At 69.6% G+C, this 18,248-nt stretch carries 15 protein-coding genes and 1 pseudogene; 8 read left to right on the plus strand and 8 right to left on the minus strand.

Going from position 1 to position 18,248, the window contains the following annotated elements:
- Positions 1-9: 9 nt before the first annotated feature.
- The 7 genes and pseudogenes from AC07EJ_RS00065 to AC07EJ_RS00095 all read right to left on the minus strand — a co-directional run bounded on the left by AC07EJ_RS00065 (position 10) and on the right by AC07EJ_RS00095 (position 5,326).
- Positions 10-594: a hypothetical protein gene (locus AC07EJ_RS00065; protein ID WP_389489077.1), complete on the minus strand. Its 585-nt coding sequence runs from the start codon at positions 592-594 to the stop codon at positions 10-12.
- Between the two features lie 84 nt (positions 595-678).
- Positions 679-2,631 (minus strand): APC family permease, encoded by a 1,953-nt coding sequence (locus AC07EJ_RS00070; protein ID WP_389489075.1) that lies wholly within the window; start codon positions 2,629-2,631, stop codon positions 679-681.
- A 275-nt stretch (positions 2,632-2,906) separates the two neighbouring features.
- Positions 2,907-3,677: a GNAT family N-acetyltransferase gene (locus tag AC07EJ_RS00075; RefSeq protein WP_478883392.1), complete on the minus strand. Its 771-nt coding sequence runs from the start codon at positions 3,675-3,677 to the stop codon at positions 2,907-2,909.
- 92 nt (positions 3,678-3,769) lie between these two features.
- The gene (locus AC07EJ_RS00080; RefSeq protein WP_389489116.1) at positions 3,770-3,847 is read right to left on the minus strand and encodes a 50S ribosomal protein bL37; all 78 of its coding nucleotides are present in this window, start codon (positions 3,845-3,847) and stop codon (positions 3,770-3,772) included.
- 31 nt (positions 3,848-3,878) lie between these two features.
- Positions 3,879-4,688, minus strand: a complete 810-nt coding sequence (locus AC07EJ_RS00085; RefSeq protein WP_478883393.1) for an SDR family NAD(P)-dependent oxidoreductase — start codon at positions 4,686-4,688, stop codon at positions 3,879-3,881.
- Positions 4,689-4,976: 288 nt separating this feature from the next.
- A pseudogene (locus tag AC07EJ_RS00090) lies at positions 4,977-5,156 on the minus strand (hypothetical protein); the annotation flags it as partial.
- Positions 5,111-5,326, minus strand: a complete 216-nt coding sequence (locus AC07EJ_RS00095) for a hypothetical protein (RefSeq protein WP_389489118.1) — start codon at positions 5,324-5,326, stop codon at positions 5,111-5,113. The pseudogene AC07EJ_RS00090 and the gene AC07EJ_RS00095, both read right to left, overlap by 46 nt.
- Before the next feature lie 643 nt (positions 5,327-5,969).
- Between AC07EJ_RS00095 and AC07EJ_RS00100 the strand changes: the two genes are divergently transcribed.
- The 4 genes from AC07EJ_RS00100 (at position 5,970) to AC07EJ_RS00115 (ending at position 11,065) form a co-directional block, all read left to right on the plus strand.
- Positions 5,970-7,382 (plus strand): hypothetical protein, encoded by a 1,413-nt coding sequence (locus AC07EJ_RS00100; RefSeq protein ID WP_478883394.1) that lies wholly within the window; start codon positions 5,970-5,972, stop codon positions 7,380-7,382.
- A 39-nt stretch (positions 7,383-7,421) separates the two neighbouring features.
- Positions 7,422-7,556, plus strand: a complete 135-nt coding sequence (locus AC07EJ_RS00105; protein ID WP_393581469.1) for a hypothetical protein — start codon at positions 7,422-7,424, stop codon at positions 7,554-7,556.
- A gap of 150 nt (positions 7,557-7,706) precedes the next feature.
- Positions 7,707-10,247 carry a sensor histidine kinase gene (locus tag AC07EJ_RS00110; RefSeq protein WP_389489064.1) on the plus strand — a complete coding sequence of 847 codons (2,541 nt, stop codon included), beginning with the start codon at positions 7,707-7,709 and terminating at the stop codon, positions 10,245-10,247.
- Positions 10,248-10,312: 65 nt separating this feature from the next.
- Positions 10,313-11,065, plus strand: a complete 753-nt coding sequence (locus AC07EJ_RS00115; protein ID WP_389489062.1) for a DUF4118 domain-containing protein — start codon at positions 10,313-10,315, stop codon at positions 11,063-11,065.
- Positions 11,066-11,198: 133 nt separating this feature from the next.
- Here the strand turns inward: AC07EJ_RS00115 and AC07EJ_RS00120 are convergent, their stop codons facing one another.
- Positions 11,199-11,900, minus strand: a complete 702-nt coding sequence (locus tag AC07EJ_RS00120) for a hypothetical protein (RefSeq protein ID WP_389489060.1) — start codon at positions 11,898-11,900, stop codon at positions 11,199-11,201.
- 292 nt (positions 11,901-12,192) lie between these two features.
- Here AC07EJ_RS00120 and AC07EJ_RS00125 point away from each other — a divergent pair, with 292 nt between their 5' ends.
- The 4 genes from AC07EJ_RS00125 (at position 12,193) to kdpB (ending at position 18,243) form a co-directional block, all read left to right on the plus strand.
- The gene (locus AC07EJ_RS00125) at positions 12,193-14,034 is read left to right on the plus strand and encodes an APC family permease (protein ID WP_389489057.1); all 1,842 of its coding nucleotides are present in this window, start codon (positions 12,193-12,195) and stop codon (positions 14,032-14,034) included.
- A gap of 299 nt (positions 14,035-14,333) precedes the next feature.
- Positions 14,334-14,423, plus strand: a complete 90-nt coding sequence (kdpF, locus tag AC07EJ_RS00130; RefSeq protein WP_037659531.1) for a K(+)-transporting ATPase subunit F — start codon at positions 14,334-14,336, stop codon at positions 14,421-14,423.
- 8 nt (positions 14,424-14,431) lie between these two features.
- Positions 14,432-16,096, plus strand: coding sequence for a potassium-transporting ATPase subunit KdpA (gene kdpA / locus AC07EJ_RS00135; RefSeq protein WP_389489055.1), 1,665 nt, complete (start codon positions 14,432-14,434; stop codon positions 16,094-16,096).
- Entirely contained in the window at positions 16,093-18,243 is a 2,151-nt protein-coding gene (kdpB, locus tag AC07EJ_RS00140) for a potassium-transporting ATPase subunit KdpB (protein WP_389489052.1), read from the plus strand. Before kdpA ends, kdpB begins: the two co-directional genes overlap by 4 nt.
- Positions 18,244-18,248: the final 5 nt, after the last annotated feature.

An 18,248-nucleotide genomic window follows, 5' to 3' on the forward strand; every position in this document is an offset into this window, starting at 1 on the left:
GGGGAGGGCTTACTGCCCGCCGAGCCGGAGTATGACGCACACGTACAGACTCACGGACACCGTCGGGAGAAGGAAGGCGAGAACCGTGTGGCCGACGGGCCCTGGCTCCGGGACAGGGGCCAGGTAGGCGCGGGCCGCACGGCTCACCCGGGGGCCGGGGACACCGCGCGCGGCGTTCGCCTCCGCCTTCTCGATCGCTCGGCGCAGCTTCCTTCGGCTTCTCTCGGTGGTGATACCGAGGCGCACGCCATGGGTGTCGCGCACCACCACCGTGCGGGACGTGCCACCGTACGAAAAGGTCGTCAGCAGCCGGACGGTGGCGATCCGGTTCAGGTCCACGGACCGTTGGCCGGTCAGGGTGTGCGCTGTCAGATGCGACGACGAGTGCCGGAACGGGGCGCCCTCCTCGCACAGGGCAGGCAGGAGAACGAAGCCGATGATCACGGAGAGCAGGCCGAGCACGATCGGTGTCCCTTCGGGCACCACCCCGGTCCGGGCCAGCCCGTAAGCGCCGAAGGGCAGCAGAAGGACCGTCACCGCCAGGGCTGATCCCATCCGGGCACGCGCCAGGCCGGGTATTGCGGTGGCTTCCACGAACCCCCCCTTTCTTCTGTTGGCAGCCAACAGCATGCATGCGCGGTGGGCCTGGCCGCACTGCCGGTGTCCGGCAGTCTTCGGTCAGCCGACGTGGATCCGGGGGCGTCGGTCCCTGTCGGGTTCGACCTCGCGCAGAACCTCACGGGTGACGGGCGCGACCTCGCCCTGGCCGAAGAGGAAGAAGCGCAGGAAGTTGGCGAAGGGGTTGCCCTCGGTCCACTCGAAGTAGATGTGCGGAATGCAGCCGGTCGTGTCGCGCACGTGCAGGAGCAGGGCGGCAAGGGCGTTGGGGATGGACGCGCTCTCGAGCGTCAGGACCCGGTACCGGCCGTGCAGTACCTCCCCGCGAACGGTCAGGCCGGACTCGAACTCCGAGGGGTCGAGGACCGTGACCTCGACGAAGACGAAGTCCTCCTGGGACGGGACGTCGTTGTCCTGGCGGATCTGTTCGATCTTCTCGCGGTACTCGGCCTTGTCACGGTTGTCGGGCTCGTTGGCGATGAACCGGATACGGCGGCTGGCGATGTCCCGTACGAACCGCTCCGCCATGCCGTCCATCGTCACGCTCGTGACGCGCAGTTCGAAGGCGCGGGCGAGCCGGGAGAGGAGCGAGACGAGGATGATGCCGGCGATGAAGCAGGCACCGATCTTCACGCCGTCGGGACGCTCGATGACGTTCACCACGGTCGTGTAGAGGAAGACCGCCGAGATCACGGCGAAGCCGACGGTCCAGTTGCGCTGGCCGGCCTTGCGCGCGGCGATCGTCACGGCGATCGCGGCGGAGCTGATGAGCACCAGCACGCCGGTGGCGTACGCGCCGCCCTGGGCGTCGACGTCGGCGTCGAAGATCCAGGTGACCAGGAACCCGACGAGAGTGAAGACGATGACCATGGGGCGCACGGCGCGGGCCCAGTGCGGGGCCATGCCGTACCGCGGCAGGTAGCGGGGCATCAGGTTGAGCAGCCCGGCCATGGCGGAGGCGCCGGCGAACCACAGGATGGCGATCGTCGAGACGTCGTAGACCGTGCCGAAGGCGTTGCCGAGGTATTCGTGCGCCAGATAGGCGAGCGCACGGCCGTTGGCCTGGCCGCCCGACTCGAATTCCTTCTCCGGGATCAGCACGGTCGTGATGAAGCTGGTCGCGACCAGGAACACACTCATGATCACGGCTGCCGTGGTCAGCAGCTTCTTCGTGCCGCGGATACGGCCCGTCGGCTTCTCCTCGGTGTCGGTGGCATCGCCCTCGACATGTGGCATGACCGCCACGCCTGTTTCGAAGCCGGAGAGGCCGAGAGCGAGCTTCGGAAAGACCAGCAGCGCGACACCGATCATGGCGAAGGCGTTTCCGTGCTCGGCCGTCAGGGCGCTGCCCCAGTCGGTGATCACGTGTTCTGCGGTGAAGACGTGCCAGAGACCGGCGATCACGACCACCACGTTGAGCCCCAGGTAGATCCCCACCAGGACGACCGCGACGCCGATCGCCTCCAGGAAGCCCTTGAGGAATACCGCGCCCAGCAGCGCGACCAGCACCAGCGTGATCAGCATCTGTTTGTCGTGGAGCGCGTCGGTCAGGTGGGGGTTCTCGACCAGGTGCGTGGAGGCGTCGGCGGCCGAAAGAGTGATGGTGATCAGGAAGTCGGTGGCGGCGAAGCCCAGCAGGGTGAGGACGAACAGCTTGCCCTTCCAGAAGGACAGCAACCGCTCCAGCATCGCGATCGAGCCCTCGCCGCGTGGGCTCTCCTCCGCCACCCGCCGGTACACGGGCAGTGCACCCGCCAGGGTGACGATGACCAGCACGATGGTGGCGACCGGGGACAGCAGCCCGGCGGCCAGGGCGGCGATACCGGGCTGGTAGCCGAGGGTGGAGAAGTAGTCGACGCCGGTCAGGCACATCACCCGCCACCACCGCTGCCCCTTGTGCTCGGGCTCGGGCTTGACGGGGTGCTGGGCCGGGCGGCCCTTGCCCATGTCGGAGAGCCCTTCCAGCATCCACGCGCGCAATCGACTCGCGCGGGCGTGATCTGTGGTGGCCATCTGCGTGCTCTCCTGACGTGATGCGCGGGCGCGCGGATCCAGCCATCACGCGGACGGCGAGGCCGGCGTGTGCAGACTGTGAACCGCAGGCCCAGGGTGGTGCACCCGCTGGGGGGACCGTCCCCGTTCGTCCGTTCGTGCTTGTTTCGTCCTTCGTCCTTGAGGCTCATTGTCACTAGCGGTGGCGTCATCGGCAGGGCGAGAGAGAGTCAGAGAGAGCAGGGGCGACTGCGGAACGACGTGTCGTTCGCGCGGCCACAGGGGCGCCGCCGTCCTCATGCCGCGAGGCGGCTGCGCTGTGCCGGGCTCCCGACCGCGTAGTGAACGTACTCGCGCACCAGCCGGAAGCCGGCGGTCCAGGCCAGGAGACGGCTGGCGCGGTTGAGGACGGAGCAGTTCCAGCTGGGTGTGTGGCCGCGTCCGGTGATGTCCGGGACGAGGGCGGTGACGCAGGCGAGGGCCAGGCGGTGCCGACGGTGGTCGGGGGTGGTGAAGACCGCTACGTCCTCGTAACGGGTGCCGCGGAAGTACGTGCAGGCGATGGCCAGCACCTGTCCGCCGCGGTCCACGGCGGCCCAGCCGTGACCGGAGGTGGCGAGCCCGGCGGCGCCGCCCCAACTCGCGTGGATCCAGGCCGAGTCGGGGCCGAGGGCGTGCAGGGCGTCGGTGTCGGCGGGTTCGAGGCGGCGCACCGTCACGCCGCGCGGACTCGGGCAGGGCTGGGGCTCGGCCTGCAGCGTCCACACCATGCGTTCCCACGGAGTGAGGCGGTCGAAGGCCGCGCCGAGGGCCGGCAGGAAGCGGGCGGGCGCGTCTATGTGGCTGTCCGCCAGGGACGCCAGGTCCTCGGATGCGTCCGGGGAGCCGCGCAGCAGGACGTGGCCGGCGCAGGACGCGGCGATGATGCGCGGCTGGTCGGCCCGGTCCGCCCACCAGCGGCCGACGCCGGTGGTGAGGACGTGTTCGCCGATGGTGGCCGGCCCTGGGGTGCCCGCGGGGAACCAGCGGGTGAGCGGCGGCAGTTGGCGGGGATCGAGTTCGATCATCGATGTCTCCAGGGGGTTGGTGACAGGAGGGGCGGGCGGGGGAGGAGCGGCGCGTGTCGCCCGTCCCGTCACCCCGCCCGCCCCTTGACGGGTCAGCGCTGGCCGGCCTTGCGGCCGTGGTTCGCCTTCTTCTTGCGGCGGTCTCTCTTCTTGCGGGCTCGCTTCGACATGGGTGGTAACTCCGTCATCCGGTGGGCGTGTTCAAGTGGTGCGGCCGACGAGGAGGTCGGCCAGCTTGTTGAGGCGCTTGACCGTGCGGTCCTCGGTGGCGGCGGGTGCCGGGTCGGCGCGTTCGGCGCGGTCGTAGTAGGCGCCGTTGACGATCTCGACCGACGGGTCGCAGAGGCGGACCACGTGCGCGGCGCCCTCGGTGGGCGTCACGCCGTCGTGGGCGTAGAGGGGGAGCAGCGCGGTGTCGCACACACCCGGGTGGACGGATACCGCGGTGACGCGCGGATCCGCCGCGAAGACCGTCAGGGCCAGCTGCGACTGGGCGTACGCGGCGAGCCGGGAGTAACGGCGGGCGCGGTTGGGGTCGCTCCACTGGATGGAGCCGGTGCGGTGCAGGGAGGAGGAGACGTTCACGACGCGGCCGCCCGGAGAGCTGGTGAGCGCGGGCTCCAGCAGGCAGGTCAGCAGGTAGTGGGCGAGGAAGTTGACCTGGAAGGCGATCTCGTTGCCGTCGGCGGTGATGGTGTGCCGCTCGGGCGCCGCCATGCCCGCGTTGTTCACCAGGACGTCCAGGTGAGGGTGCTCGGCGACGACACGGGCCGCCATGGTCTCGACCTCGTCGAGGCGCGTGAAGTCGGCGCCCGCGGTGCAGAGTCGGTCGGCGTCGATGCCGGCCGTCGCGACGAGCCGGTCGGCGGCGGCGCGCGCTTCCTCGGCGCTCCGGCCGTGCAGCAGCACGGTGGCGCCGCGTTCGGCGAGCTGCCGTGCGGTCTCCAGACCGATGCCCGAGGTGGCGCCCGTGACAAGGACGGTGCGGGACGAAAGGGTGGTGTCAGACATGATCCATCCGGGGGTATGAGTACGGCTTCGCGTACGGCTCGGGTGCGTGTACGGCAGATGCGCATGGCAGATGCGTATACGGGCATGGAAAGGGGCGCCGGACGTGGGTCACGGCGCCCCTCGGGCAGCGGAAGGCGCGTCAGCGGACGGTGGACGCGGGCGTTTCCGCACAGCGGGGCACACGGCGGGTCGCCCGATGAGGCGGCCGGTCGATGAGGAGCCACTCGCTGTTCATGGTGTTCATGGAACCCGGGGGAGCCGCCCCGTACAAGCTCAAGTGCCCCTCCCTTACGGGCCTCTGACGCGCCCGGACGCGTTCTTGACGCGGGCTGTTCGCCCCAGCCCGAGCAGGCAGGAAATCAGCAGGTCGATGAGCTTGATGACGATGAAGGGCAGGACAAGGCCGCCGAGACCGTACAGCGTCAGATTGCGCCGCAGAAGGTCGTGCGCCGATGCAGTGCGAGCTCGTCCTCGGTAGTGGCCTCGGCCAAGTGGTCGTCCACGTCGGCCTCTTCGGCGATGGCCTTGGATGTCAGCGCTGCGGTCGCCCCCGACTCGCGGAGGACGGGCGCGGACTCGCCGGTGACGGCCGGTTCCTCGACCGCCGCGACGCCGTCGATGACGTCGGGGATCTTCATGCCTCGGTAGGGAACCGCGGAGGGAACCGCGGCCACATGCGGGGCGGCGCGCCGGCGACCGGTCGGGCTGACAGGACGTGGGGTGGCCGCCGGGCCTTGCGGTGCCGGGGCCCCGGCACCGCAAGGCTGCACACGGACGTCGGCGACGGAACGACGAGACGCCGCCGCGTGCCCGGCCGCCCGTGAGGTGCCCTGACCGGAAGCATCCGATAGCTGCTTCCGGTGGCGAGCCGTCATGCCACTGACGCCCGCAGGCCTCACCGGCGGCCGAGGGGAAATCTAGCCCCGCCGGATGCCCGAAGTGCGCCGTCCGGCACGGAATTTGCGCCTCCCTTACGACCCTTCGAACGGCGGCATCAAGCCCGCGTCAAGGTCACCTGAGAAAGCGTCAGGGAGGCGTCAACGGACCACGGCCGTGGCCGATTCCGGTCGCAGACTGAGCGGCGCGGGGGACACGGGCAACCGTCCGTGGCGTGACGTTGGAGGGCTCGTGACCATCACGGCCGGTACCACGCGCAGTTCTGAGGTCGAGGCCGAGACTGTCGCGGAGCCACAGTACGGACCGGTCGCACCGCCCGGGGGCGGGCTCGGTCCGCGGCCACGAGGGGGGTCGCGGCCGGGCCCTCACCTTCGTCGCGAGGCCGTGGACGCGTGGGCCGCTCTGCGCCGCCGCTTCTGGGCCACCCTGCCCGCGCGGCTGCGCCTCCTGTACGCGTCCACGGTCTCGCTCGCCGGGGCCCTCGCCCTGCTGCTTCTGCTCGCCGGGCTCGCCGCTTCCGGCACCTGGGACGCGGTCGCCGACCGGGAGTCGCCGCGTACCACCAGTGCCGCCGACCTCAACCTCGCCCTCAACGACATGGACGCGCAGGCCGCGAACATCCTGCTGTCCAGCGGCGACGCGGGCAAGGGGCGCCTGAGGACGCCGTACGAGAAGGCGGTCGGCTTCTACCGCGACGCCCGCACCGCCATCGGCCACGACCTGCGCACCCTTGCCGTCGCCGCCCAAGGCGACCACACCGACGAGCAGACCGTCGAATCCCTCACCGACCACTTCGCCGAGTACCAGGAGCTGGTGGGGCGCGCTCTCGAGAACGACGGGCGCACCGGCGGCAAGGCGTCGGCCCTCGTCGACTACCGGGATGCGACGGATCTGCTCCAACGCAAACTCCTGCCGGAATCACGCGAGTTGGTGGCCTCCAACAATCGCGGCTTCAACACGCAGTATGAGCAGGCGCGTTCAGCGCTCTCCGCACAGCTCGCCGCTGTCATCGCGCTCGGCGTGCTGCTCCTTGCCGTGCTCGCTGTGATCCAGTGGTATCTGGCGCGCCGCTTCCACCGGATCCTCAATCCCGGCGTCCTTGCCGCCACCATCTGCGCCCTGCTCGCCACCCTCCTCGGCGCTCAGGCACTCACCGAGACCGCCGAGGACCTGCGGGGCGCCCGCCGCGACGCGTTCGACTCCGTCGTCGCGCTCTCCCGCGCCCGCGCGATCGCGTACGAAGCGAACGCCGACGAAAGCCGCTACCTCCTGGACCAGGAGCGTCGCGGCCAGTACGAGCGGGCGTTCCTGGGGAATTCGCAGAAGTTGTACGGCGTGCGGGGCGCGACCCTCGCCACGTACGACGACGAACTCGCCACGACCTGGCAGGCGTACCGCTCCGACCATGAAGACCTGCGCTTCACCGGCGAGTTCCGGCGCGAACTCGACAACATCACCTTCCCCGGCGAGCGGGCGGCGGCCGAGAAGACGGTGGAGACGTACGCCGTCTACGAGCGCGACGACCGCAAGATCCGTGCGCTGGTGGCGCAGGGCAAGGAACGCGAGGCTGTCGCGTTCGGCATCAGCTGGCAGCCCGGCATGTCCAACGCTCACTTCGGCGCGTGGATGGATGCGCTCGACGAAGTGACCGACATCAACCGACACCACTTCACCGCCTCGGTACAGGCGGGCCGCTCCGCGGTGGGCGATCTGCTGCCCTGGGCCCTGGGAGCGCTTCTCGCGGCGGTCGCACTCACCGCCCTCGGGCTACGGCCGAGGTACGCGGAGTTCCGCTGACGCGTGAGGCGCGCCCAGGCCGCAGAACTGGGGTCCACCATGGCTGACTCCGACCTTTCCGACCTGTCCGTCCTGCGGGAGCGGGCCGACAAGGGTGACAGGGATGCGGTCGACGAACTGATCGAACTGGCCGCCGCACCAGGTCTCGTCAATGTGGTGTCAATGTCCACGTGAGCGGCGCCAAAGACGCGTCAATGGGTGCGCCGAGGACCCGATCAGGCGCTTCGCTGGAGACGGGCAACCCGTCCCTCCGGGGAGCCCTCCGGAGAGTTGATCGTCAGTGAGCGGAGCGCATCGGCTGCGATGAATGGCGTACGGACCGATATGAGTGACGTACGGACCGGCGGGGGAGAAGCACGCGCCGCGGGTGACGTACGGCCCGGACGACTGAAGGTCTACCTCGGGGCCGCCCCGGGCGTGGGCAAGAGCTACCGCATGCTCGACGAGGCGCGACGCAGGGCGGCGCGGGGCGCCGACGTGGTGGTGGGGTTCGTGGAATGCCATGGACGCCCCGGCACGGAGGCGATGCTCAACGGCCTGGAAGTCGTCGATCGAGCCTCGTGCACGTATCGCGGCGGCGAGTTCACGGAGATGGATCTCGCGGCGGTCCTCGCGCGGCGTCCACAGGTGGCGATCGTCGACGAGTTCGCCCACAGCAACGTCCCCGGTGGCGGCCGCAACCCCAAGCGCTGGCAGGACATCGAGGAGCTGCTCGCGGCAGGGATCGATGTCATCAGCGCGCTCAACATCCAGCATCTCGAATCCCTCAACGATGTCGTCGAGAAGATCACCCGGGTCCCGCAGCACGAGACGGTGCCCGATGAGATCGTGCGCAGAGCCCGTCAGATCGAGCTGGTGGACATGCCGCCCGAGGGGCTGCGGCGCCGGATGGCGCACGGCAACATCTACGCTCCGGAGAAGGTCGACGCGGCCCTCGCCAACTACTTCCGGCCCGGCAATCTGACGGCCCTGCGACAGCTCGCGCTGCTGTGGGTGGCCGACCGGGTGGACGAGGCGCTCCAGGCATATCGCACCGAGCACGGCATCGGTGGCGTGTGGGAGACCCGGGAGCGGGTCGTCGTGGCTCTGACGGGCGGGCCCGAGGGCGACACCCTCATCCGGCGGGCCACCCGCATCGCCGACCGGTCGGCCGGCGGTGACCTGCTCGCCGTGCACGTCACGCGCAGCGACGGACTCGCCGCGGGTACCTCGCACGCCTCCCTGGCCCGCCAGCGGCGGCTCGTCGAAGACCTCGGCGGGAGCTACCACTCCGTGGTCGGCGACGATGTCGCCACCGCCCTGGTCGAATTCGCGCGCGCCGAGAACGCCACCCAGCTCGTGCTCGGCACCAGCCGCCGTGGCCGCCTGGAGCGGTTCGTCACCGGACGGGGCACCGGCGAGACGGTGGTCAAGTCCTCCAGCGACATCGACGTCCACATGGTCACGCACGAACGCGCCGGGCGCGGCACGCTGCTGCCCTCCCGCCGCCGCACTCTGTCGACCGTACGCAGGATCGCCGGTCCGGTCGCCGGCCTGCTGTTGCCGGTGGCACTCACCCTGCTGCTCGATCTGAACGCGGCCAGGGACAGACTCAACCTCACCAGCGAGGCCCTGCTCTTCCTGCTCACCGTGGTGGGAGTGGCCTGCATAGGCGGCGTCGTGTCGGCGGTGATCGCGTCGGTGACGGCGTCCCTGCTGCTCAACTACTGGTTCATCCCGCCGAGAGGGCATTTCACGCTGAACGATCCGAACGCGTTGCTGGCGCTCGCGGTGTTCGTCGTGGTGGCCGCCATAGTGGCTGCTGTCGTCGACCGCTCCCTGCGTCTGTCGCGGCGCGCGGCGCGCGCCACCGCGGAGGCGGAGACCATGTCCTCCCTCGCGGGCACCATCGTGCGCGGCGGTGCCACGATCCCCGCTCTGGTGGAACGCACCCGTGAGACCTTCGGAATGGACTCGGCGGAACTGGTGGACGAGCCGCCCGGGGAAGACGCCGCGACAGTCGTACCCGCCGGCCCCGGCGCCTTCCTGGTGCTTCGCGGCCGCCCCCTCCCGTCCTCCGAGCGACGCGTGCTGGCCGCGTTCGCCGCGCATGTCGGCGCCGCCGTCGAACGGGCCAGGCTCGCCGAGGCCGCCGCCGAGGTCGAGCCGGTCAAGGCCGCCGACCGGATGCGGACAGCGCTGCTGCGGGCGGTCGGCCACGACCTGCGCACCCCGCTCGCCGCCGGATGGGCCGCCGTCTCCTCGCTGCGCAGCAAGGATGTGGAGTTCTCCGACGCGGACCGGGACGAGCTCCTCGCCACCGCGGACGAATCGATGGCCAAACTGAACCGGCTGATCGAGAACCTCCTCGACCTCAGCCGGCTACAGGCAGGGGTGCTCACCTTGAACCTGCGCCCCACCACGCTCGAAGAGGTCCTGCCGGTGGCGCTGGCAGACACTCCAGAGGTAGAGGTGGGGGACCTGGACGAGGTCCCGGCCGTGCTGGCCGACCCGCCGTTGCTGGAGCGGGTGGTCGCCAACCTCGCCGGCAACGCAGCTCGCCACAGTCCCGCGGGGCGCATGGTGCTGCTGACCGCAAGCGCCCACGCGGGCCGCGTCGAACTGCGGGTCGTCGACCGAGGCCCCGGCCTCCCGCCGACCGACCGTGACCGCCTCTTCGAACCCTTCCAGCGTCTCGGCGACACCGACAACGCCACCGGACTCGGCCTGGGTCTCGCCCTGTCCAGGGGGCTGGCCGAGGCGATGGACGGCACCCTCGTCCCGGAGGACACTCCCGGCGGGGGCCTGACCATGGTCCTGTCCCTGCCCTTCGCCGAGCGGGCGGAGCACCCCAGTGGTACGCAGAGCGTAGGAGGGGGCGTATGAGCCCTGAAATCGGCGTGCGAGGGCCCAGGCCCGGAGCCGCCGCAACGAACGCAAGAGGTGACGGCATGATGACCGGCTACCGGCTCCGCGACCGGCTCGCCCTGCTGGCGGGCCTCGTCGGACCGTTCCTGGTGGCGCTCGCGCTCGTGCCCTTCCGTACCGAGCTTTCGCAGACGAACGCCGCGCTGATCCTGGTCGTGGTGGTGGTCGCGATCGCCGCCATCGGAAGCCGTGCGGCGGGCGCGCTCGCGGCGCTGTCGGCGGCCGCCTGGTTCGACTTCTTCCTCACCCGGCCGTACCAGACCTTCGACATCAACGCTTCGGACGACATCGAGACGGCGGTCCTGCTCCTGGTCGTGGGCCTGATCGTGTCCCAGCTCGCGGCATACGCCCGCCGCCTCGAAGTGATCACGGTGACGGACGCGGTCTACCTCGCCCGTATCCACGAGACGGCCGACCTCGCTCAGTCCGCGAAGTCCTCGGACACCGTGGTCGACCACGTCCGCCACCAGCTCACCGAACTGCTCGGCCTGCGCGCCTGCCGCTTCGAATACGGCACCCTCATGGGACAGCCGCCCAGTCTGCAGCCGGACGGCAGTGTCGCGGTCGGCCGCAAGCGCTGGGACGTCGACAACAGGGGCTGGCCGGAGGGCGAGACGGAACTGCGCACCTACGGCAACGGCCACTACCTCGGCCGGTTCATGCTCACCCCTGGCCAGGGCCCCGTCCCGCCGCTCCAGGCCCGCCTCGTGGCGGTGACCCTCGCCGACCAGACCGGCGCCGCCCTCTACACGGCGGGACCGGTGAAGGACGGATGACACCCGGCAGGCCGGTGGCGGCCGGCCTGCCGGACGCCTGGTACGCCCCGGCTCCGCACTGCGGACGTACGCATACGCAACCTTGACGCTGAACCCTCAGCGACCCGGAACCGGGCCCCTCCGCTCTGCCGTTCTAGTCTGATGTGACGTCAACTCTCCATCTCCACACGGAACTTGGGCAGCGCTCCCAGCACATGGTGATCTGCGGCGACGACGGGCTCGCGCGCCGGCTCGCCGTCGAACTGGACGCCGTGTGCGGCGAGGCCGTCACCGTCGTACTGCCCTCACGACGCGACGAGCACGGCGCCGAGATCGCCGCGCTGCACCGCGACCCGCACTCACCCATCGAGCTCCTCTTCCCGAGGCCGACCACGACGATGTGGTCGGTGAGTCCCGTCGGGTGCTGCAACTGGTCGGGGGCTTCGTCGCTGTTCACCAGGACCTGAGGGTTGATCTCGATACGACGGCCCGAGGTGTCCCGCAGGCGGAGCCGCTGGGAGACGCCGTCCAGGCAACGCACCGACACCGACGCGTCGGTGCGTACCCGCCGCTCGCGCAGGAGTCCGCGTGAGGCCAGCCAGCCTTCACCCGCGCTGACGCGGGCGGGATACAGGACCAGGAACAGCAGCACCGCGAGCGCGGTCCACAGCGTGGCCCGCGGTGCGGTGACGCCGCCGGTCGCCCAGTCGATCAGCAGTATCACGCCGAGGATCACGGCCGAGCACCGAATCGCGCTGCGCAGATCCCCTGCCCAGCGGCTGTCGTACGTCACTTCGGCGGGTGGCGCTTCATGGTTGTGGGCCGCGTCGTTTCGCGTGCAGTCGGGGCTTCCCATGGTGCCGACGGTAAAGCCCACAGGGGCAAGGCCCCTGTACCTTGACGCGGCTCTGACGGGCATTCTGCCCCGCCTTGACGCCCAGGTCGGGGTGCGGTTCCGCGGGGAAGGCCGCTCCCGCGGAGTCGTGTGACGCACCTGGACGTCAAGGCCACGTCAAGGTCCTGGGCTCAGGCGCGAAGAAGCCGCAAGGAGTGGTCGGGGCGAGCGGTGAGAGGACAGAACGTGGTTGCACCCGTGTAGCGCCTCCCCGTGTACGTGGGTCTTTCATCTCCTAAGGAGCACGTGCCCCATGTCTGTCCTGACCGCCGAGTCCGGCGCCGCCCCTGCCGCTGAGGAGCCCCCGGATACAGGCGAGCGCCACCGGCTCACCGCTGTGACCGGTCTGGCCGCCCTGTCCCTCGACGCGATGGCGTCGGTGGCCTACGGCCCCGAGGCGATCGTTCTGGTGCTGGCCGCCGCGGGGGCACACGGGCTCGGTTTCACCCTGCCCGTCACGCTCGCGATAGCCGGTCTGCTCGCGGTGCTCGTGGCCTCGTACCGGCAGGTGATCGCCGCGTTCCCGGACGGCGGCGGCTCGTACGCGGTGGCCAAGACCCACCTGGGCGCCCGTACGAGCCTGGTGGCCGCGGCCTCGCTGGTCCTGGACTACGTGCTCAACGTGGCGGTGGCCGTCACGGCCGGTGTGGCCGCTCTGACCTCGGCCTTTCCGGAGTTGTACGACGACAGACTGTGGATATGTCTCGCCGTGCTCGTCCTGATCACGGGCGTGAACCTGCGCGGCATCGTCGAGTCGGCGAGGGCCTTCATCGTGCCGACGGCCGTGTTCGTCGTCTCGATCCTGGTGCTCATCGCCGTCGGTCTCTTCCGGTCCGCGCCCGTCAGCACGGCGGCCGCCGAGGGCCACGTCTCCGCGCTCGCGGACAACGCCACCACCGTCGGCGCCCTGCTCCTGCTGAAGGCCTTCGCGTCCGGATGCAGTGCCCTCACCGGCGTCGAGGCCCTCGCCAACGCCGTGCCGTCCTTCCGCGTCCCGCGCGTGCGCCGGGCCCAGCGCGCGGAGGTCGCCCTCGGCGCCGTACTCGGCGTGATGCTGATCGGCCTGTCGGCCCTGATCTCGCGCTTCCACCTCCAGCCGGTCGAGGGCGTCACCGTCCTCGCGCAACTCGCGGACGCCTCGCTGGGCCACAACTGGGCTTTCTACGTCATCCAGTTCGCGACGATGATCCTGCTGGCGCTGTCCGCGAACACCTCCTTCGGCGGACTTCCGGTCCTGCTGAAGCTGCTGGCCCGTGACAACTACCTCCCGCACGTCTTCGCGCTGAAGGCGGACCGCCAGGTCCACCGGCACGGAGTCCTGACCCTGGCCGCCGTCTCGGCCGCCCTCCTGGTCTTCTCCGGCGGCGACACCAACACCCTCGTGCCGCTGTTCGCCATCGGCGTCTTCATCGGATTCACGATCGCCCAGGTCGGGATGGTCCGGCACTGGCGTGAGCAGCGGGGGAGGAACTGGCGGGGCAAGGCGGTCCTGAACGGCTTTGGAGCGGTGCTCACCGGTGTCTCCGCGGTCGTCGTGACCGCCACCAAGTTCGAGGACGGCGCCTGGCTGATCGTGATCGCGCTGCCGCTGCTGGTCGTGGCCTTCGAGACGGTGCACCGGGCGTACGCGCGGATCGGGGAACGGCTGGGCCTCGGGCGCATCCCCTCGCCGCCGCACCGCGACCGCTCCGTCGTCGTCGTCCCCGTGTCGAACCTGTCGCGCCTGACCTGTGAGGCGCTCAACGCGGCCTCCTCACTCGGCGACGAGGTGCGCGCGGTGACCGTCTGCCACCCGGACGCCGAGGACCGCGCGCAGGCCGAGGCCCTGGTGCGCGACTGGGCGCTGTGGAACCCCGGGGTGCCGCTGATCCAGCTCACCTCGCAGCGTCGCGCCCTGGGCCGCCCTGTCGCCGCGTACGTGGGCGAGACGGCTGCCGCCGAGAGCGGCACCCGGGTGACCGTGCTGATCGCCGAGGTCGAGCCCGACCGGCTGTGGCAGCGGCTGCTGCAGAACCAACGGGGCGCGGTCGTCGCCCACGCCGTACGCAAGGACACGGACGCGGTGATCTGCAGGCTTCGGTTCCGCATCTCCTGACGCCCTTCACTCCTGATGGCCCGCACCTCGCTGGTGCGGGCCATTGGCGTTTTGCGGAGAATGTCCCGATTGGATCAGGTGAATGGATGAGCCTCCGTAAGAGTTCCGTCAAAGGCGTGCACGCCTCCGTATGGGAGGCGTCAACGACGCTCGAATTCGGCCAGAAAGGCGGTTTCCTCTAGTCGTCCGTTCAATCCGAACCTCATCTAGGAGCTCGCGATGGCCGACCTGGCCTTCGTTGTCACCACGATCGCGGTGTTCGCGCTGGTGGCGCTCGTCGCCAAGGGGGTGACGAAGCTGTGACTGCCGAAAACATCGTCGGCCTGATCGTGGCCGTCGCCCTGCTGGGCTATCTCGTCCTCGCCCTGATCTTTCCGGAGAGGTTCTGAGAAGCGATATGAGTCCCGTCCTCGCCGGCGTGCTCCAGCTGCTCGCCCTGATAGCGGCACTGGCACTTGCCTACCGTCCCCTCGGCGACTACATGGCCAGGGTCTACTCCTCCGACAAGCACCTGCGTGTCGAGAAGTGGATCTACAAGGGCATCGGCGCCAATCCGAACACCGAGATGCGCTGGATGGCATACCTCCGCGGTGTGCTGGCCTTCTCGGCCATGAGCGTGCTGTTCCTCTATCTGCTCCAGCGCCTTCAGGGCTCGCTGCCGGGCTCGCTCGGCTTTTCGTCCATCGATCCGGACCAGGCGTTCAACACGGCTGCCTCGTTCGTCTCGAACACCAACTGGCAGTCGTACTACGGCGAGCAGGCCATGGGCCACGTCGTCCAGACGGCCGGGCTCGCGGTGCAGAACTTCGTCTCCGCGGCCGTCGGCATCGCGGTGGCCGTGGCCCTCGTACGGGGCTTCGCTCGTTCCCGTACCGGTGAGCTGGGCAACTTCTGGTCCGACCTGGTGCGCGGCACGGTCCGCATCCTGATCCCGATCTCGGTGATCGGCGCGATCGTCCTCGTGGCGTGCGGCGCGATCCAGAACTTCGCGGGCATCCACGAGGTCGGCCAGTTCATGGGCGGCTCGCAGCAGTGGAACGGTGGCGCGGTCGCCTCGCAGGAGGCGATCAAGGAGCTGGGAACCAACGGCGGTGGCTACTTCAACGCCAACAGCGCCCACCCCTTCGAGAACCCCAACGGCTTCACGAACCTCTTCGAGATCTTCCTGATCCTCGTCATCCCGTTCGCGATCACCCGCACCTTCGGGCGCATGGTCGGCTCCCTCAAGCAGGGCTACGCGATCCTCGCGACGATGGTGACGATCTGGATCGGCTTCACGGCCCTGATGATGTGGACCGAGTTCCACCACGGCGCCCCGGCGTTCGACATCGCGGGCGGCGCGATGGAGGGCAAGGAGAACCGCTTCGGGGTCGGTGGCTCGTCGATCTTCGCGGTGGCGACCACCCTGACGTCGACGGGTGCGGTGGACTCCTTCCACTCCTCGTTCACCGGGTTCGGTGGCGGCATCACGATGCTGGGCATGCAGCTGGGTGAGATCGCACCTGGTGGCACTGGTTCGGGGCTCTACGGCATGCTGATCATGGCGATCATCGCGGTGTTCATCGCGGGCCTGATGGTCGGCCGTACGCCCGAGTACCTGGGCAAGAAGATCGGCACTCGCGAGATCAAGTTCGCGGCCTGCTACATCCTCATCACCCCCGCGCTCGTCCTGGTGTTCACGGCGGTCTCGATGGCTCTGCCCACGCCGCCGCACTCGATGCTCAACTCCGGGGCGCATGGTTTCTCGGAGATCCTTTACGCGTTCACGTCGGGCGCCAACAACAACGGCTCGGCGTTCGCCGGTCTGAGCGCGGACACGCAGTGGTTCAACACCACGATCGGGCTCGCGATGCTGCTCGGCCGGTTCCTGCCGATGGTGTTCGTCCTGGCGCTCGCGGGCTCGCTCGCCGAGCAGAAGCCCGTCCCCGCCACGGCCGGCACCCTGCGCACCGAGAAGCCGCTGTTCACCGGGCTGCTCGTCGGCACGATCCTGATCGTCACCGGTCTGACGTACTTCCCCGCCCTGGCCCTCGGCCCGCTCGCGGAAGGACTGGCGTCATGACCGCTCGCACAGCGAAGACCCGTACAGAAAACGACGAGGACGCGATGTCCACAGCCACTCCGACCCGCGCGCCGCACAGCGATGTGCCGACCGGTCACAAGGACGACGGACGTGTCGGCGCGGGTGTTTTCGACCCGAAGCAACTGCTGAAGTCCTTGCCGGACGCCTGCCGCAAGCTCGACCCGCGCGTCATGGTCAAGTCGCCCGTCATGTTCGTGGTGCTCGTCGGTTCGGTCCTGACGACGGTGTTCTCGTTCAAGGACCCGTCCGACTGGTTCGGCTGGGCGATCAGCGCGTGGCTGTGGCTCACCGTGATCTTCGCGAACCTGGCGGAGGCGGTGGCCGAGGGCCGCGGCAAGGCGCAGGCGGACACTCTGCGCAAGGCCAAGACCGACACCGTTGCCCGCCGCCTGTCCAAGGACGGCACGGGCGAGGAGCAGGTGCCGGGCACCGCGCTGACCATCGGTGACCTGGTGGTGTGCGAGGCGGGCGACATCATCCCCGGCGACGGTGACGTCGTCGAGGGTGTCGCGAGCGTCGACGAGTCGGCGATCACGGGTGAGTCTGCGCCCGTCATCCGCGAGTCCGGCGGCGACCGGTCCGCGGTCACCGGCGGCACGAAGGTCCTCTCCGACCGCATCGTCATCAAGATCACGACGAAGCCCGGTGAGACGTTCATCGACCGCATGATCGCTCTGGTCGAGGGCGCCGCGCGCCAGAAGACGCCCAACGAGATCGCGCTGAACATCCTTCTCGCGTCCCTCACCATCGTCTTCCTGCTCGCGTGCGCCACACTGCCGCCGTTCGCGGACTACGCGGGCAAGCACCTCAGCATGGTCGTCCTGGTGGCCCTGCTGGTCTGCCTCATCCCGACGACGATCGGCGCGCTGCTCTCCGCGATCGGCATCGCGGGGATGGACCGCCTGGTCCAGCGCAACGTCCTCGCCATGTCCGGCCGGGCGGTCGAGGCCGCGGGCGACGTGTCGACCCTGCTGCTCGACAAGACGGGCACCATCACACTCGGCAACCGCCAGGCCTCCGAGTTCGTGCCGGTGACCGGTACCAGAGAGGCCGAGGTCGCGGACGCGGCGCAGCTGTCCTCGCTGGCCGACGAGACGCCCGAGGGCCGCTCCATCGTGGTCCTCGCCAAGGAGAAGTACGGGCTGCGCGAACGCCACCAGGGCGAGCTGGCCGGCGCCGAATGGATCGCCTTCACCGCCCAGACCCGCATGTCGGGCGTGGATGTCGACGGACGCAAGATCCGCAAGGGCGCGGCCGGTTCGGTCATCACCTGGGTCCAGGAACAGGGCGGCACCATCTCGGATGACGCGGACACCCTGGCCAACCGGATCTCCGAGGCCGGCGGCACGCCGCTCCTGGTCGCCGTCGAGGACGACAAGGGCGCCCGCGTGCTGGGCGTCATCCACCTCAAGGACGTCGTCAAGGAGGGCATGCGCGAGCGGTTCGACGAGTTGCGCCGCATGGGCATCAAGACCGTCATGATCACGGGCGACAACCCGCTGACGGCCAAGGCGATCGCCGAGGAGGCGGGCGTGGACGACTTCCTCGCGGAGGCGACTCCCGAGGACAAGATGGCGCTGATCAAGCGGGAGCAGGCGGGCGGCAAGCTCGTCGCGATGACCGGTGACGGCACCAACGACGCCCCGGCGCTCGCGCAGGCGGATGTCGGCGTGGCGATGAACACGGGCACGTCGGCCGCGAAGGAGGCCGGCAACATGGTCGACCTCGACTCCAACCCGACCAAGCTCATCGAGATCGTCGAGATCGGCAAGCAACTCCTCATCACCCGGGGCGCGTTGACGACGTTCTCGATCGCCAACGACGTCGCGAAGTACTTCGCGATCATCCCGGCGCTGTTCGCGGCGGTCTACCCGGGCCTGGACAAGCTCAACATCATGCAGCTGTCCTCGCCCGACTCCGCGATCCTGTCCGCGGTCATCTTCAACGCGCTCATCATCATCGGGCTCGTACCGCTCGCCCTGAGAGGCGTCCAGTACCGGCCGGTGAGTGCCGACAAGCTGCTCCGCCGCAACCTCGGGATCTACGGGCTCGGCGGTCTCGTGGCCCCCTTCATCGGCATCAAGATCATCGACCTCATCATCTCCCTCATCCCCGGAATCGGCTGATCACC

The sequence above is a fragment of the Streptomyces sp. NPDC045026 genome (assembly GCF_056432625.1).

What these genes read in the sequence shown, in the direction of transcription:
- AC07EJ_RS00095 (WP_389489118.1), bottom strand. Translation starts at nt 5,326, where the DNA reads ATGAAGATCCCCGACGTCATCGACGGCGTCGCGGCGGTCGAGGAACCG.
- AC07EJ_RS00075 (WP_478883392.1), bottom strand. Translation starts at nt 3,677, where the DNA reads ATGATCGAACTCGATCCCCGCCAACTGCCGCCGCTCACCCGCTGGTTC.
- AC07EJ_RS00085 (WP_478883393.1), bottom strand. Translation starts at nt 4,688, where the DNA reads ATGTCTGACACCACCCTTTCGTCCCGCACCGTCCTTGTCACGGGCGCC.
- AC07EJ_RS00125 (WP_389489057.1), top strand. Translation starts at nt 12,193, where the DNA reads ATGTCTGTCCTGACCGCCGAGTCCGGCGCCGCCCCTGCCGCTGAGGAG.
- kdpB (WP_389489052.1), top strand. Translation starts at nt 16,093, where the DNA reads ATGACCGCTCGCACAGCGAAGACCCGTACAGAAAACGACGAGGACGCG.
- AC07EJ_RS00070 (WP_389489075.1), bottom strand. Translation starts at nt 2,631, where the DNA reads ATGGCCACCACAGATCACGCCCGCGCGAGTCGATTGCGCGCGTGGATG.
- AC07EJ_RS00120 (WP_389489060.1), bottom strand. Translation starts at nt 11,900, where the DNA reads ATGGGAAGCCCCGACTGCACGCGAAACGACGCGGCCCACAACCATGAA.
- AC07EJ_RS00080 (WP_389489116.1), bottom strand. Translation starts at nt 3,847, where the DNA reads ATGTCGAAGCGAGCCCGCAAGAAGAGAGACCGCCGCAAGAAGAAGGCG.
- AC07EJ_RS00115 (WP_389489062.1), top strand. Translation starts at nt 10,313, where the DNA reads ATGATGACCGGCTACCGGCTCCGCGACCGGCTCGCCCTGCTGGCGGGC.
- kdpA (WP_389489055.1), top strand. Translation starts at nt 14,432, where the DNA reads ATGAGTCCCGTCCTCGCCGGCGTGCTCCAGCTGCTCGCCCTGATAGCG.
- AC07EJ_RS00105 (WP_393581469.1), top strand. Translation starts at nt 7,422, where the DNA reads ATGGCTGACTCCGACCTTTCCGACCTGTCCGTCCTGCGGGAGCGGGCC.
- AC07EJ_RS00110 (WP_389489064.1), top strand. Translation starts at nt 7,707, where the DNA reads ATGAGTGACGTACGGACCGGCGGGGGAGAAGCACGCGCCGCGGGTGAC.